Consider the following 15,694-nt stretch of genomic DNA (forward strand, 5'->3'; position numbering starts at 1 on the left):
ACCGGGGCCGCGTTTTAGTTTTGGCAGCTAAATTGGCTGGCGTCAGGCGCGCTGGCCGGGCACCACGCCGACCCGGGCCCCCGGCAGCTTGCGCGACAGCCGCGCGCGCACGGCCAGCACCAGCGCGCGGCGCAGGCCGTTCAGCAGCGGGCGGAAGAACATCAGCAGGCTCGCTACCAGGAACAGCAGGCAAAACGCGCGCACGAACTCGCCAAACGACAGCATGGGGAAGGACAACTCGACGAGGGTGGAAGCGAAAGACATGGTGTTCTAAAGGCGGAATGTTGTTTTTTAGAACTATACTGCAGTGCAACATATAAATCTAATTCTGTTTCATGATGGCTCTTATATTGATTGTGAATGAAATCGAGTACACTTTGAGCTAGACCAATCACGGCGCCACAAGCGCCAGCAAGGCGACCTGCCATGAGCTTCCTGACGCTGGACCTGAACCTGCTGCGCGTATTCGACGCAGTCATGACCGAGCAAAATCTGACGCGCGCCGCCGGCCACCTGGCCATGACCCAGCCGGCCGTCTCGAACGCGATCAAGCGCCTGCGCGAGAGCCTGGGCGACGAATTGCTGATCCGCACCGCGTATGGCGTGAAGCCGACGCCGCGCGCCGAAGCCCTGTGGCCGGCCGTGCGCCAGGCGCTGCAGTCGCTGGAAGCGGCCGTGATGCCTGAAACCTTCGATGTCTCGAAGGCCCAGGCGACCTTCCGCATGGCGATGGCCGACGCCACCGCCGCCTATTGGCTGCCGTCCCTGATGCGGGCGATCGAAAGCGAAGCACCGGGCGTCAACATTCGCATGATGCCGCTCACCACGCGCGAACCGCGCCCGATGCTGCTGCGCGGCGACATCGACCTCGCCGTCGGTTTCTTCCCGGGCGTGGCAGCCCAGTTATCCTACGAAACGGGGTCGCCGATCCGCCATGAGCGCCTGTATTCGGGCCAGTATGTGTGCGTGATGCGCAAGAACCACCCATTGGCCAGTTCCAAGCTCGACCTCGACGCCTATTGCAAGGCGAACCATTTATTGGTGAGCTTTTCGGGGCGCGCCCATGGCCTGGTCGACGAAGCGCTGGCGCAATTGGGGCGCGAGCGCCGCATCCTGTTGACGGTGAACCAGTTCTTCACGGCCGGGCGCGTGGTCGCCAACTCCGACCTGATCACGGTGCTGCCGAAGCACCTGATGGGTTCGACGGGCATGACCGACTCGCTGGTCTGGCGCGAACTGCCGTTCGCGCTACCGGCCGTGCACCTCGACATGCTGTGGCACGAACGGGACGGCCGCAGCCCGGCCCACCGCTGGCTGCGCAGCAACCTGGAAGCGACGGCGAGCTCGGCGACCCAGCCGCGCGGCGAGCGCCAAGCCGCCTGAGAAAAAAGCGTCAGCAGGTTGGGCCCGGCGGCCATTCCGCCTGCGCCCACGCCGTGCTGCGCGCATACATTACCGGATCGGCAACTTGGTCGTATTCTTGACCTCTTCCATCACCGCATAGGTGTGCGTTTCGCGCACGCCTTTCTGCAGCAGGGTTTTACCGAGGAATTCGCGGTAGGCCGCCATGTCCTTGACCCGCGCCTTGACCAGGTAGTCGAAGCCGCCGGCCACCATGTGGCATTCCAGCACTTCCGGAATCAGTTGCACGCTCTGCTTGAAGGCGTCGAAGACTTCCGGCGTCGTGCGGTCGAGCACGACTTCGATGAAGACCAGCAGCGACACGTCGAGCAGCTGGGGATTGAGTTGGGCCGTATAACCCATGATGTAGCCGGACTCGTGCAGCTTGCGCACGCGTTCGAGACAGGCCGCCGGCGACAGGTTGACCCGGGTCGCGAGCTCGACGTTACTGATGCGGCCGTCGTTCTGCAACTCGGCCAAAATCTTCTTCGAAATCTTGTCCAGCATGCCGTCTCTCTCCAACATAAATATTATTTGGTCGAATTCTCGCACCAAAAACTATCTATTGCTAGTGCCCCGTAAAAACAGAATTAATCCAGAAGATTGTCTTCTACAATCAAACGATTGAAGCACGTACCAAAACGCGCGCCGGCTGCCCCGCAGTCCGGCGCGTTTTGCTGTGCGCACACCCTTGACCTGACCTGATAAAGACCGCCATGCAGATTGCCGCCACCCCGGCCACCACCTTCGTTCCGTTCGACGCTTTTCAATCGGAAATCAAGCACGAGCAAACGCCCCTGCGCGCCGCCATCACCAGCGCCTACCGCCGCGACGAGACGCAAGCGGTGCAGTGGTTGCTGGCCCAGGGCGCGCGCCCGAGCCCGGAGGCGCAAGCGCTGGCCCGCCGCCTGGTCTCGAACGTGCGTGCAAAACGCACCCGCGCCTCGGGTGTCGATGCTCTGATGCACGAGTTCTCGCTGTCCTCGGAAGAAGGCGTGGCGCTGATGTGCCTGGCCGAAGCACTGTTGCGCATTCCCGACAGCGCCACCGCCGACCGCCTGATCGCCGACAAGATCAGCAAGGGCGATTGGCGCAGCCACCTGGGCGAGTCGCCCTCCTTGTTCGTGAACGCCGCCACCTGGGGCCTGCTGATCACCGGCAAGCTGGTCGGGAGCAACAGCGAAAGCGGCCTCGGTTCGGCCATGACGCGCCTGATCGCAAAGGGCGGCGAACCGCTGATCCGCAAGGGCGTCGATCTCGCCATGCGCATGCTCGGCAACCAGTTCGTGACCGGCCAGACGATCGAGGAAGCGCTGAAGAACAGCCAGGCCAATGAGGCGCGCGGCTACCAGTATTCCTACGACATGCTGGGCGAAGCGGCGCTGACGGAGCACGATGCCCGCAACTACTATGCCTCGTACGAAGCGGCGATCCACGCGATCGGCAAGGCGTCGAACGGACGCGGCATCAAGAACGGTCCCGGGATCTCGATCAAGCTGTCCGCCCTGCATCCGCGCTACAGCCGCGCCCAATATGCGCGCGTGATGACCGAACTGCTGCCGCGCGTGCGCAGCCTGGTGCTGCTGGCCAAGGGCTACAACATCGGCATCAATATCGACGCCGAGGAAGCGGACCGCCTCGAAATCTCGCTCGACATGCTCGAAGCCCTGGCCTTCGATCCGGAGCTGAACGGCTTCGAGGGCATCGGCCTGGTGGTGCAGGGCTATCAAAAGCGCTGCCCCTTCGTGATCGACTTCGTGGTCGACCTGGCCAGGCGCAGCGGCCAGAAGTTCATGGTGCGCTTGGTGAAAGGCGCCTACTGGGATGCCGAGATCAAGCGCGCCCAGGTCGACGGCATGCCGGGCTATCCGGTGTACACGCGCAAGGTATATACGGACGTGTCCTACCTCACCTGCGCCGATAAACTGCTGGGCGCGACGGACGTCATCTACGCCCAGTTCGCTACCCACAATGCGCACACCCTGTCCGTGATCTACACCTGGGCCAAGGCGCGCGGCGTCGAGAACTATGAATTCCAGTGCCTGCACGGCATGGGAGAAACCCTGTACGACCAGGTCGTCGGTGCCGCCAATTTGAACAAGCCTTGCCGCATCTATGCGCCGGTCGGCTCGCACGAGACCCTGCTGGCCTACCTGGTGCGCAGGCTGCTGGAAAACGGCGCCAATTCCTCCTTCGTGAACCAGATCGTCGACGAAAAGATCGCGATCGACACCCTGATCACGGATCCGTTCGAGGCGGCGCAAGCGGCCGGCGGGCTGCCGCACACCGGCATCCCGCTGCCGCGCGCCATGTTCGGGACCGAGCGCCGGAATTCGGCCGGCATCGACCTCACCAACGAAGACGCGCTGCGCGTGCTGGGCGCCGAACTGTCGCGCCAGAGGACTTACGAGGCGACGCCCCTGATTGCCGGTCCGTTCGTGCAGTCGGCATGGGAAGAGATTACCAATCCCGCGCAATCGGCCGATGTTGTCGGGCACGTGCACGAGGCATCGGCTGCCGACGTTGAAACCGCGCTGAAGGCGGCAAGTGCGTTTGCCGGCCAGTGGCAAGCCAGCGCCAGCGCCGAGCGTGCTGCCATGCTCGACCGCGTGGCCGGCCTGTTCGAAGACAACTGTGCCGAGCTGATGGCCCTGGCCGTGCGCGAAGCGGGCAAATCGCTGCCGAACGCGATCGCCGAGATCCGCGAAGCGGTCGACTTCCTGCGCTACTACGCGGCGCAGGTCAAGGACGCGGCGCCGGCCGAGGCACTCGGTGCCGTCACCTGCATCAGTCCGTGGAATTTTCCTCTGGCCATTTTTACGGGACAGGTCGCCGCCGCCCTGGCTGCCGGCAACGTGGTGCTCGCCAAACCGGCCGAGCAGACGCCGCTGATCGCGCACCGCGCCGTGCAGCTGTTCCACGAAGCCGGCATCCCGGCCGCCGCACTGCAATTGCTGCCGGGCCGCGGCGAAGTGGTCGGCGCCGCACTCACTAGCGACGCGCGCGTAAAAGGCGTGATTTTCACGGGCTCGACCGAAGTGGCGCAACTGATCAACCGCACGCTGGCGCAACGTGCCGAAGCCGAGGGCATCGACATTCCCCTGGTGGCGGAAACGGGCGGCCAGAACGCCCTGATCGTCGATTCGTCGGCGCTGCCGGAGCAGGTCGTGCAGGATGTGCTGAGTTCGGCTTTTGACAGCGCCGGCCAGCGTTGCTCGGCCCTGCGCGTGCTGTTCCTGCAAGAAGATATCGCGGACAAGACGATCCGGATGCTGAAGGGCGCCTTGGGGGAATTGCGCGTGGGCAGCCCGGACCGCCTGGCGACCGACATTGGCCCGGTGATCGATGCCGAGGCCCAGCGCAACCTGCTGGCCCACATCGAGCGCATGAAGGCGACCGCGAAACAGCATTTCGCGCTCGAGCTGCCGGCCAGCGTGACGGCGCAGGGCACCTTTGTCGCCCCGACCGTGCTGGAAATCGCCTCGCTGGACGAACTCAAGCAGGAAGTCTTCGGTCCGGTGCTGCACATCGTGCGCTACCGCCGCGCGGACCTGGGCAAGGTCGTGAAATCGATCAACGACACCGGCTATGGCCTGACCCTGGGCGTGCATTCGCGCATCGATGAAACCATCGATTTCATCACCAGCCGCGCGCACGTGGGCAACATCTACGTGAACCGCAACATCGTCGGCGCCGTGGTCGGCGTGCAGCCGTTCGGCGGCGAAGGCAAATCCGGCACCGGCCCGAAAGCCGGCGGCCCGCTCTACATCAAGCGCCTGCAGCGCCATACCGGGCCGCTCCTCGAGCATGCGCGCCGGCCCTACGCGGCCCTGGACGGGCTGATGGTATGGGCACGCACCCATGGCCACGAAGACCTGGTCAGCCTGGGCGAACACTACAGCCGCACCCAGCTCAACGGCCTCACCCTCGACTTGCCGGGCCCGACCGGGGAGCGCAACCAGCTGTCGTTCAGCCCGCGCGGCGTGGTGCTGTGCGTCGCCACCTCGACCCAGGCGATGCTGAACCAGCTGGCCGCCAGCATGGCCACCGGCAACCAGGCGCTGGTGCTGGCCAGCGGCCAGCTGCAGGTGCCGGACGACTTGCCGTCGGAACTGAAGGACCGCATCCGTTTCATCGGCGCGCAGGAAGTGGCGCAGTTCGAATTCCAGGTGGCACTGGTCGAGGCCGGCGTGGGCGAACTGCGTACCCAGCTGGCCGCGCGTCCGGGTGCGATCGTCAGCATCGTCGATACCGACGGCGACGCGCCGATTGCCCTGTGGCGCCTGGTCGCCGAACGCGCCCTGTGCGTCAACACGACCGCCGCTGGCGGCAACGCAAGCCTGATGACGCTGGGACTGTAATCATGTAGGAGTTTTATCTTTCCACCCTGGAGGCAGACATGCTAGTTGGCGTTCCGAAAGAGATCAAAAACCACGAGTACCGGGTCGGCCTGACCCCGCCTTCCGTGCACGAGCTGGTCGCACGAGGGCATCAAGTGATTGTCCAGAAGAACGCCGGCGCCGAGATCGGGCTGCTCGACGCGCATTACCTGGCGGCCGGCGCCACGCTGGTCGATTCGGCCCAGGAGATTTTTTCGCGCGCCGACATGATCGTCAAGGTCAAGGAGCCGCAGCCGGCCGAATGCGCGATGCTGCGTCCAGGGCAGATCCTCTACACCTACCTGCACCTGGCGCCCGATCCGGAGCAGACGGCGGCACTGGTCGCCTCGGGCGCCGTCTGCATTGCCTACGAAACCATCACCGGCCCCGGCGGCGGCCTGCCGCTGCTCGCGCCGATGAGCGAGGTGGCGGGGCGCATGGCGATCCAGGCCGGCGCCGCCCACCTCGAAAAATCGAAAGGCGGCATGGGCCTGCTGCTGGGCGGGGTGCCGGGCGTGGCGCCCGGCCACGTGGTCATCATCGGCGCCGGCGTGGTCGGTACCAACGCCTTGCAGATGGCGGTCGGCACCGGCGCCCGCGTCACCGTGCTCGATAAAAACGTCGAGCGCCTGCGCCAGCTCGACCTGGTCTACGGCAACCGCATCGCCACCCTGTATTCGACGGCCCATGCGATCGAGGAAGCCGTCGTCTCAAGCGACCTCGTCATCGGCGGCGTGCTGGTGCCGGGCGCGGCGGCGCCGAAACTGGTGACGCGCGCCATGATCGCCAAGATGAAGAAGGGGGCGGTGGTGGTCGACGTGGCGATCGACCAGGGCGGCTGTTTCGAGACCTCGCACGCGACCACGCACGCCGATCCCACCTTTGTCGTCGACGGCGTGGTGCACTACTGCGTGGCGAACATGCCGGGCGCGGTGGCGCGCACCTCGACCTTTGCCCTGAATAACGCGACGATCGGGCACGCGACGGCCCTGGCCGATAAAGGCTGGCGCCAGGCCTTGCTGGACGACGCCCACCTGCGCCGCGGGTTGAATGTGGCGCTGGGCAAGGTGACCTACCAGGCCGTCGCCGACGCGCTCGGTTATGAGGTCGTGCCGGCCGACTCGCTGCTGGCCTGAGCCGAGTTCGCTTGCAGGCAGAACTGCCTGACGATGTAAAACGCATAGCGCGCGGCCACTGACTTCACGAAACGCATGAAGTCGGTGGCTGCGTGTTCGTTGGCGTTGTCGGAAATCGTCCGGATCACGCCACAAGGCACGTCCAGCTCGAAACACACCTGGGCCACCGCCGCTCCCTCCATCTCGACCGCCACCAGCCCGGGAAGGGCATCGTTGAGCCTGTTGATGTGCAGGCGGTCGTTGACGAACTGGTCGCCGCTGGCCACCAGGCCGCGGTGGATGCGCGGCTGGTGTAAACCGAAAACCGCTTTTTCGCGCGCATCGATCGCTTCCAGGAAGTCGTCATCGAGGAAAGCGTGGGCCGCATCGACCAGGCGCTTGCCCAGCTGGCGATCGGCCGGAAAATGCGACAGGCCCGTCAACGGCACCTCGAAGCGGGGAAACAAGGGACTGGCGTCCATGTCGTGCTGCACCAGCGATTCCGCTACCACGATATCCCCGACTTGCACCGTTTTATCGCCGGCACCGGCCACACCCGTAAACAGGATGTGCGTAACTCCGAACTTTTCCACAAGCGTAGTAGCGGTCATGGCCGCTGCAACCTTGCCTATACGCGATAAAACGCACACAGCGTCGATTTCCCAGAGCTTTCCGAGCCAGTACTCGCGTTGACCATGGATGAGCTTGTAGGGGCTCTGCATGGCCTCCACGAGCCCCTGCTGTTCTTCGTGCAACGCACTGATGATACCGAGACGCATGTTTTTTGGTCGTTGTTGTCAGGTTAAAAGGTAGTCCAGCGTGTTTTTCAGGCGCGATCGGCCTGCTGGAGACAGGTTGTCCTGCTTTTCCTTGCTGTTCGTTGTTTACTTAATAAAGGTATATATAAAGCTGGTAGTGATAGTAAACGATCAGTTTACTGTGGATAAGAAGAGTTTTCTCCACAAGATCAGCAGTTTACGGGTGATCCAACTGGCGGGACAAGGATTGTATCCAGGCTGCACGGATCTTGGAGAAAAAACGCTTGCTCTTCCGTAAACCTGCTTCTGCACATCGGGTCCTGTGGATATGCAGGGGCTTGTCCACAGCCGTGGCCGCCGTTTACGCGTTTTGTCGGCAAAACGGCGTGGATGAAGTGGCGATTCATCCCTCGTTGGCAAAAAAGCGGTGCCTGGTTGCTGGAGCCCAGACGGCGTGGGCTCAAGAGCCCCCTACAACCCGATCCGTAGGATGGGCATGTGCAGTGCCGCCATTTAGCCAGCCCTGCTGCCCACGTTGCGCTGCGCCTGTTCAAGCTGCACCTGTCGTTTGCCTAGCGAACAACGTGAATCAGCCAACGCGCCATCCCCTGGCCACCTGCGCCAGCCTCGTCCTTTTCTGCCAAACCGTCCAGCAGTTGATCAGTAGGGCAGTTGCCATGCCGACGGGCTCGTGCATACCGATTTTTTTTACGCTGTGTCTTTCATCTATTTAAACAAGAGATGTATACAAAACTGGTAGTAGTAGTAAACACCCCGCCGAACTGTGGATAAGACCGATTTTCTCCACAAGCTCAAGCGTTTACGTGATGTTGGATGTGCTGAACAAGCTTTGTATCCGGCTTGCACGGAATGCGGACAGATTTGGCGAAGGCGGCGTTCATTCCCGTTCTGCACATTCGCTCCTGTGGATATGCAGGCGTTTGTCCACAGCCTGCCTCCGGCAGCGCCCGCTTGAGCTGCGTGCGCAGTGCTGCTGGTGCAGCCTCAGCCGGCAAAGCGCGTGCAAGCGGACAGGATGAAGCCGGCCAGGCCGGATTGATGCGTGGTTCCAACATCTCGGGGCGAGCACGAAAAAAAAATTTAAAAAAAAACGACCCGCACCATCTCAGGTTTACAACCAAGATCTGTATACAAGATAGTAGTAGTTGTTAACAACTGCGTCTTTCTGTGGATAAGCCTGTTAACGAATGCAAAATCATTGGTTTACGCAAGGTATAAGCCGGTGGCTTGCCTCTGTATCCTTGAGTTAACGAATCTGGACAAGATTTCGCGCCAGGAAAAAAGCGGCGTTTCTGCACAAACCGTACCTGTGGATATCAAGAACCTTATCCACAGATGCCCCTCTGGCGTAGGGTTTACGATCTGGTAAGCTTGCTCTGGTGAACTGAAAATGGATGGCGACGAAGGAGCTTGTGATGGAATTCGATTCCTTGTTCGAGATACCCGTGGTCCAAGGGCCGATGGCTGGCGGCGCTTGCACGCCCGAACTGGTGGCCGCCGTGTCGAATGCCGGCGGACTCGGCGCGTTTCCCGGTTCGCTGCTGGCGCCGCAGGCCATCGAGGCGCAGGTGGCGCGCATCCGTTCCCTGACGACGCGGCCGTTCATGCTGAATTTTTTCGTCCAGGGCAGGCCGTCACCGAGCGTCGATGAAGTCCGCCAGGGCGCCGAGTTGCTGCGCCCGGTCTGGGAAAGCCTGGGCTGGAGCGCCTTGCCGATGCCTGCCACCTGGTGCGAGGACTTCGAGGCGCAGCTCGATGCCGTGGTCCGGTTGCGGCCTGCCGCCGTCAGTTTTACCTTCGGCATCCTCGAGCCTGCGCAGGTCGAACGCCTGCATGCGGCCGGGATCCTGGTAATCGGTACCGTCACCACGGTCGAGGAAGCGCTGGCCTGGCAGGCGATCGGCGCCGACGCGGTGGTCGCCTCCGGCATCGAAGCGGGCGGGCACCGCGGCACGTTTATTGGCCGCCAGGAAGACGCGACCCTGCCGGCGGCGCAGCTGTGGCCGGCCGTCGTCGCGGCGCTGCGGATTCCCGTGATCGGCGCCGGCGGCATCATGACCGGCGCCGACATCAAGGCGGCGCTCGCGGCCGGTTGCCGCGCCGTGCAGATGGGCACCGCCTTCCTGGTGACGGACGAATCCGGGATTCACCCGGCGTATAAACAGCGCCTGATCGCCGGCAGCGGCAGCACGAAACTGACGCGCAGTTTTTCCGGCCGCTACGCACGCGGCATCGAGAACCGGTTCATGCGCCTGATGGCGCCGGTCGAGGGGCAGGTGCCGCCTTACCCGATCCAGAACGCGCTGACCGGCAGCATCCGCGCCGACGCGGCCAAGAGAAACGACACCGAGCTGATGTCGATGTGGGCCGGCACCGGATTTGCCCGGGCGCGGCCGATGCCGGCAGGGCGCCTGGTGGCCTTGCTGGCCGCCGAATTGCAGTCCTGACAGGAGACGCCTGCGTGGAATCCGCCGGAGAATACGACTACATCATCGTGGGCGCCGGCAGCGCAGGCTGTGTCCTCGCCAATCGCCTGACACGCAACCCGGACCTGACCGTGCTCCTGATCGAAGCGGGTGCGCGCGACGATTACCTGTGGATCCACATTCCGGTCGGCTACCTGCGCTGCATCGGCAATCCGCGCACCGACTGGCTGTACAACACCGAAGCCGATCCCGGCCTGGGCGGCCGTGCGCTGATCTATCCGCGCGGGAAAGTGCTGGGTGGCAGCTCGTCGATCAACGGCATGATTTATATGCGCGGCCAGCAACAGGATTACGCGCGCTGGGCCGAGGCCTGCGGCGACGATTCCTGGCGCTGGGAACAGGTGCTGCCCCTGTTCAAGAAGAGCGAAGACCATTACCGGGGCGCCAGCGAATTCCACGGGGCAGGGGGAGAATGGCGCGTCGAACGGCAGCGCCTGTCGTGGAAGATCCTGGACGCGTTTCGCGATGCGCTGGACGAATCCGGCATCGCCAAGGTCGACGATTTCAATACGGGAGACAATGCCGGGTCCGGCTATTTCGAGGTCAACCAGCGGCGCGGCATCCGTCTGAATACGGCGAAGGCCTTTTTGAAACCGGCGGCCCAGCGTCCGAATCTGACCATCATGACCGGCTGTCATGTCGAGCGCCTGCTCTTTGATCAGCTCGACACCGGCCCGGTCTGCCGCGGCGTGCAGTTTACGGGAGGCGGGCGCGCGTTCACGGCGCGCGCGCAGCGCGAAACCCTGCTCGCCGCCGGCGCCATCGGCTCGCCCCATCTGCTGCAGCTGTCGGGCATCGGCCCCGCCGCCCACCTGCAGCGCCATGGCGTCGCGCCGCTGGTCGATGCGCCGGGTGTCGGCGATAACCTGCAAGACCATTTGCAGCTGCGGATGGTGTACCGGGTCAGCGGCGTGAAAACCTTGAATACCAGCGCGAATAACTGGTTCGGGAAGATGAAAATCGGCCTCGAGTACGCATTCATGCGCAGCGGACCGATGTCGATGGCGCCCTCGCAGCTGGGCGCCTTTGCCAGGTCCAGCCCGGAGCAGGCGACGCCCGACCTGCAATACCACGTGCAACCCCTGTCGCTCGAAAAATTCGGCGATCCGCTGCACGGCTTTCCTGCCTTTACGGCCAGCGTCTGCAACCTGCGCCCGAGCTCGCGCGGACACGTGCGCCTGGCGGCTTCCGACAGTTACGCCGCGCCGAAAATCACGCCGAACTACCTGTCGACCAGTGAAGACCGGCGCACCGCGGCGGCGGCGCTGGCGCTGACCCGCCGCATCGTCGGCGCCCCGGCACTGGCGCGCTACCGGCCGCAGGAATTCAAGCCGGGACCGCACTACCGCACCGAGGAGGAGCTGGCCGAGGCCGCCGGCCTGATCGGCACCACGATTTTCCACCCGGTCGGCACTTGCAAGATGGGGGCAATTGGCGACCCGACGGCCGTGGTCGACAGTGCCCTGCGCGTGATCGGGGTCGAGCGCCTGCGCGTGGTCGACGCCTCGATCATGCCGTTCATTACCTCCGGGAATACGAACGCGCCGACCCTGATGATCGCGGAAAAAGCGGCCGAATTGATCCTGGCCGAGCAGCATCCAGCCTGATCCTGTTTTCTTCTGTTCAATTTTGCACAATCGGTTGGCACAGGCGGCGAGCCTGTGCAGCCGCGCACAATGGCAGCGTTGTATTGTCGCTCGTGGCTGAACTGTGTAATATTTGCCACAAGTAGTCGCGCAGCACCTGAGGCAAACCGTTCGCAGTTAGAAATAAAATGCACGGGAGAGACGATGGCGGATGTGATTCTTGAAACGAAGCGCCTGACCAAGGAGTTCAAGGGTTTTACTGCCGTAAACAACGTCGACCTGCGCGTACAGCGTGGCCACATCCACGCCTTGATCGGCCCGAACGGTGCCGGCAAGACCACCTGCTTCAATCTTCTCACCAAATTCCTGGTGCCCAGTTCCGGGCAGATCCTGTTCAACGGCCGCGACATCACGCGTGCGCGCCCGGCGCAGATCGCGCGCATGGGCATCATCCGCTCCTTCCAGATTTCGGCCGTCTTTCCCCACCTGACGGTGCTGCAGAACGTCCGCGTCGGCCTGCAGCGCCAGCTGGGCACCAGCTTTCATTTCTGGCGCAGCGAGCGTTCGCTCCGGCAACTCGACGAGCGCGCCATGGCCCTCCTGGCCGAGGTCGACCTCGGGCGCCTGGCCGACAGCGTCACCGCCGACTTGCCCTATGGCCGCAAGCGCGCGCTCGAGATTGCGACCACGCTGGCGATGGAACCGGAACTGATGCTGCTCGACGAGCCGACCCAGGGCATGGGCCATGAAGACGTGGGCCGGGTCACGGCCCTGATCAAAAAAGTGGCACAAGGACGCACGATCCTGATGGTCGAGCACAACATGCACGTCGTTTCCGGCATCTGCGACCGTATTTCCGTGCTTCAGCGCGGCGCCGTGCTGGCCGAGGGCAGCTATGCCGAGGTGTCCGGCAACCCGCAAGTGATCGAGGCGTATATGGGCAGCACCGACGCCAGCATAGGGGCCCATCCATGACGGCGGCGCTCGAGATCCGCCAGCTGCAGGCCTGGTACGGCGAATCGCACATCCTGCACGGCATCGACCTGACGCTGGCGCCGGGCGAGGTGGTCACCCTGCTCGGGCGCAACGGCGCCGGCCGTACCACGTTGCTGCGCGCCGTGATGGGCCTGACCAGCCGCCGCAGCGGCTCGATCCGCATCCATGGCGTGGAGTCGAGCGGCTTGCCGACCCACCGCATCGCCCACCTCGGCGTCGGCTATTGCCCGGAAGAGCGGGGCATTTTCGCCTCGCTGTCGGCCGAGGAAAACCTGCTGCTGCCGCCCGCGCTGGCGCATGGCGGCACGGCCATGTCGCTCGACGAGATCTACGAGATGTTTCCCAATTTAAAGGAGCGGCGCCACAGCCAGGGCACGCGCCTGTCCGGCGGCGAGCAGCAGATGTTGGCGGTGGCGCGTATCCTGCGCACCGGCGCGCGGCTGCTGCTGCTCGACGAGATTTCCGAGGGGCTGGCGCCGGTCATCGTGCAAAGCCTGGCGCGCATGATCACGACCTTGCGCGCCAGGGGCTACACGATCCTGATGGTCGAACAGAATTTTCGTTTTGCCGCGCCGCTGGCCGACCGCTTCCACGTGGTCGAGCATGGCGCGATCGTCGAAACGGTGCAGGCGCACGAACTCGAAGCCCGGATGCCGCTGCTGACGGAACTGCTCGGCGTGTAGGCGAATAAACGGACAAGCAGACAACGACATCCTTGATAACAACGGAGACACGATGAAACGCACAGCCCTCACCCTTGCCGCCAGCGCGGCCCTGGCCGCGACCTGCCTGCCCGCCCAGGCGCAGATTTCCGGCGACACGATCAAGATCGGCATGATCACCGACCTGTCCGGCGTCTATTCCGACGTCGACGGCAAGGGCGGTGCCGAAGCGGTGCGCATGGCGATTGCCGACCTCGGCGGCGCGGTGGCCGGCAAGAAGGTCGAGTTCATGGTGGCCGACCACCAGAACAAGCCCGACATTGCCGCCTCCAAGGCGCGCGAATGGTTCGACCAGGGCGGGGTCGACATGCTGATCGGCGGCACCAATTCCGGCGCCAGCCTGGCCATGGCGAAGGTGGCCGCCGAGAAGAAAAAAGTGTTTATTGCCATCGGCTCCGGCACCGCACAACTGACCAACGAACAGTGCTCGCCCTACACCGTGCATTACGCCTACGACACGGTGGCGCTCGCGCGCGGCACCGGTTCGGCCGTGATCCGCCAGGGCGGCAAGAGCTGGTTTTTCCTGACCGCCGATTACGCCTTCGGCCAGTCGCTCGAAAAGGACACCGCCGACGTCGTCAAGAAGAATGGCGGCACGGTGCTGGGCAGCGTGCGCCACCCGCTCTCGGCCTCGGATTTCTCGTCCTTCCTGTTGCAGGCGCAAGCGTCGAAGGCGCAGGTGCTGGGACTGGCCAACGCGGGCGGCGACACCATCAACGCCATCAAGGCGGCGCGTGAATTTGGCCTGACCAACAAGATGAAGGTCGCCGGCTTGCTGGTCTTCATCAACGACGTCCATACGCTGGGATTGAACACGACCCAGGGCATGTACCTGACCGACGGCTGGTACTGGGACCAGAATGCCGACACCCGCGCCTGGGCCAAGCGTTATTTCGCCAAGATGAAGAAGCAGCCGTCGATGCTGCAGGCGGCCGACTACTCGGCCACCGCCAACTACCTGAACGCGGTCAAGGCGCTCGGCACCGACGACGCGACCAAGGTGATGGCCTACCTGAAAGCGCACAAGATCAACGACATGTTCGCCAAGAACGGCGAGATCCGCCCCGACGGCCGCATGGTGCACGACATGTACCTGATGCAAGTGAAAACCCCGGCGGAATCGAAGTATCCATGGGATTACTACAAGCTGGTGGCGACGATTCCGGGCGCGCAGGCATACACGACCAAGGCCGAGAGCAAGTGCGCGGCGTGGAAGTGATGGATTGTTGAGCAGGGCAGGGCGCCGGGCCGACCGCATGGTGTGAACGGGTGGACGGCCCCCGTCCGCCCGTTCAACGCAGGCATGCACCATACAACGTTTACGGAACCCTACCCCGGCCACCTATGGAAATCTTCGGCGTCCCCCTGCCAGCCCTGATGAGCCAGCTCCTGCTGGGCCTGGTCAACGGCTCGTTCTACGCGATGCTCTCGCTCGGCCTGGCCGTCATCTTCGGCCTGCTGAACGTCATCAATTTCTCGCACGGGGCGCTCTACATGATGGGCGCCTTTGCCGCCTTCATCGGCGTCACCTCGTATGGCCTGAACTACTGGATGATGCTGGTGCTCGCGCCGCTGGTGGTGGGCGCCTTCGGCATCGTCATCGAAAGGACCATGCTGCGCCGCCTCTACGGGCTCGACCACCTGTACGGCCTGCTGCTGACCTTCGGCATCACGCTCTTGCTGGAGGGCGTGTTCCGCTCCTTCTTCGGCGTCTCCGGCCAGACCCTCGACGTGCCCGACAGCCTGGCCGGCGCCACCGACCTCGGCTTCATGATCCTGCCCAACTACCGCGCCTGGGTGGTGCTGGCCTCGCTGAGCGTCTGCCTCGGCACCTGGTTCGTCATCGAAAAAACGAGATTGGGCGCCTACCTGCGTGCCGGTACCGAAAACCCGAAGCTGGTCGAAGCCTTCGGCATCAACGTCCCGCGCATGGTCACGCTCACCTATGGCTTCGGGGTCGCCCTCGCGGGCCTGGCCGGGGTGCTGGCGGCGCCCGTCATCAACGTCACGCCGCTGATGGGTTCCAACCTGATCATCGTCGTGTTCGCCGTGGTCGTGATCGGCGGCATGGGCTCGATCCTCGGTTCGATCGTCACCGGCCTGCTGCTCGGCGTGATCGAGGGGTTTACCCGGGTTTATTATCCGGAAGGGTCGGAAGTGGTCGTCTTCGTGGTGATGGTCATCGTGCTGCTGCTGCGCCCGGCCGGCCTGTTCGGGAAGGAGAAGTGAA

At 63.8% G+C, this 15,694-nt stretch carries 12 protein-coding genes; 9 read left to right on the plus strand and 3 right to left on the minus strand.

From position 1 onward, the window contains the following. Window positions 1–42: 42 nt before the first annotated feature. Window positions 43–264 (minus strand): hypothetical protein, encoded by a 222-nt coding sequence (locus ACFPAH_RS01555; RefSeq protein WP_379739584.1) that lies wholly within the window; start codon window positions 262–264, stop codon window positions 43–45. A gap of 162 nt (window positions 265–426) precedes the next feature. On the opposite strand from ACFPAH_RS01555, the gene ACFPAH_RS01560 reads away from it, so the two are divergent. Beyond that, window positions 427–1,383, plus strand: coding sequence for a LysR family transcriptional regulator (locus tag ACFPAH_RS01560; RefSeq protein ID WP_379739587.1), 957 nt, complete (start codon window positions 427–429; stop codon window positions 1,381–1,383). 69 nt (window positions 1,384–1,452) lie between these two features. On the opposite strand, the gene ACFPAH_RS01565 is transcribed toward ACFPAH_RS01560, so the two are convergent. Further along, entirely contained in the window at window positions 1,453–1,908 is a 456-nt protein-coding gene (locus ACFPAH_RS01565; protein WP_056340766.1) for an Lrp/AsnC ligand binding domain-containing protein, read from the minus strand. A gap of 209 nt (window positions 1,909–2,117) precedes the next feature. Between ACFPAH_RS01565 and putA the strand changes: the two genes are divergently transcribed. Both putA and ald read left to right on the plus strand, forming a co-directional pair. Further along, window positions 2,118–5,762 (plus strand): trifunctional transcriptional regulator/proline dehydrogenase/L-glutamate gamma-semialdehyde dehydrogenase, encoded by a 3,645-nt coding sequence (putA, locus tag ACFPAH_RS01570; protein WP_379739590.1) that lies wholly within the window; start codon window positions 2,118–2,120, stop codon window positions 5,760–5,762. Between the two features lie 38 nt (window positions 5,763–5,800). Then, a complete protein-coding gene (gene ald, locus ACFPAH_RS01575) occupies window positions 5,801–6,916 on the plus strand; it encodes an alanine dehydrogenase (protein ID WP_379739593.1) in 1,116 nt (371 codons plus the stop codon). On the opposite strand, the gene ACFPAH_RS01580 is transcribed toward ald, so the two are convergent. Next, window positions 6,880–7,674, minus strand: a complete 795-nt coding sequence (locus ACFPAH_RS01580; RefSeq protein WP_379739597.1) for a 5'-methylthioadenosine/adenosylhomocysteine nucleosidase — start codon at window positions 7,672–7,674, stop codon at window positions 6,880–6,882. The two genes, ald and ACFPAH_RS01580, sit on opposite strands and share 37 nt — an antisense overlap. Window positions 7,675–9,089: 1,415 nt before the next feature. Here ACFPAH_RS01580 and ACFPAH_RS01585 point away from each other — a divergent pair. From ACFPAH_RS01585 to ACFPAH_RS01610, 6 genes are all read left to right on the plus strand, one after another. Continuing rightward, window positions 9,090–10,121 (plus strand): NAD(P)H-dependent flavin oxidoreductase, encoded by a 1,032-nt coding sequence (locus ACFPAH_RS01585; RefSeq protein WP_379739600.1) that lies wholly within the window; start codon window positions 9,090–9,092, stop codon window positions 10,119–10,121. A 14-nt stretch (window positions 10,122–10,135) separates the two neighbouring features. Next, on the plus strand, window positions 10,136–11,767 hold the full coding sequence (locus tag ACFPAH_RS01590) for a GMC family oxidoreductase (RefSeq protein ID WP_379739603.1): 1,632 nt from the start codon (window positions 10,136–10,138) through the stop codon (window positions 11,765–11,767). A gap of 183 nt (window positions 11,768–11,950) precedes the next feature. Next, window positions 11,951–12,721 carry an ABC transporter ATP-binding protein gene (locus ACFPAH_RS01595; protein WP_379739606.1) on the plus strand — a complete coding sequence of 257 codons (771 nt, stop codon included), beginning with the start codon at window positions 11,951–11,953 and terminating at the stop codon, window positions 12,719–12,721. Further along, the gene (locus ACFPAH_RS01600) at window positions 12,718–13,425 is read left to right on the plus strand and encodes an ABC transporter ATP-binding protein (RefSeq protein ID WP_379739609.1); all 708 of its coding nucleotides are present in this window, start codon (window positions 12,718–12,720) and stop codon (window positions 13,423–13,425) included. Before ACFPAH_RS01595 ends, ACFPAH_RS01600 begins: the two co-directional genes overlap by 4 nt. 52 nt (window positions 13,426–13,477) lie before the next feature. After that, entirely contained in the window at window positions 13,478–14,683 is a 1,206-nt protein-coding gene (locus tag ACFPAH_RS01605; protein ID WP_379739611.1) for an ABC transporter substrate-binding protein, read from the plus strand. Between the two features lie 125 nt (window positions 14,684–14,808). After that, the gene (locus ACFPAH_RS01610; protein ID WP_379739614.1) at window positions 14,809–15,693 is read left to right on the plus strand and encodes a branched-chain amino acid ABC transporter permease; all 885 of its coding nucleotides are present in this window, start codon (window positions 14,809–14,811) and stop codon (window positions 15,691–15,693) included. The last annotated feature ends 1 nt before the right edge of the window (window position 15,694 follow it).

The organism is Massilia sp. GCM10023247 (assembly GCF_042653325.1).
Taxonomy (GTDB): Bacteria; Pseudomonadota; Gammaproteobacteria; order Burkholderiales; family Burkholderiaceae_D; genus Telluria.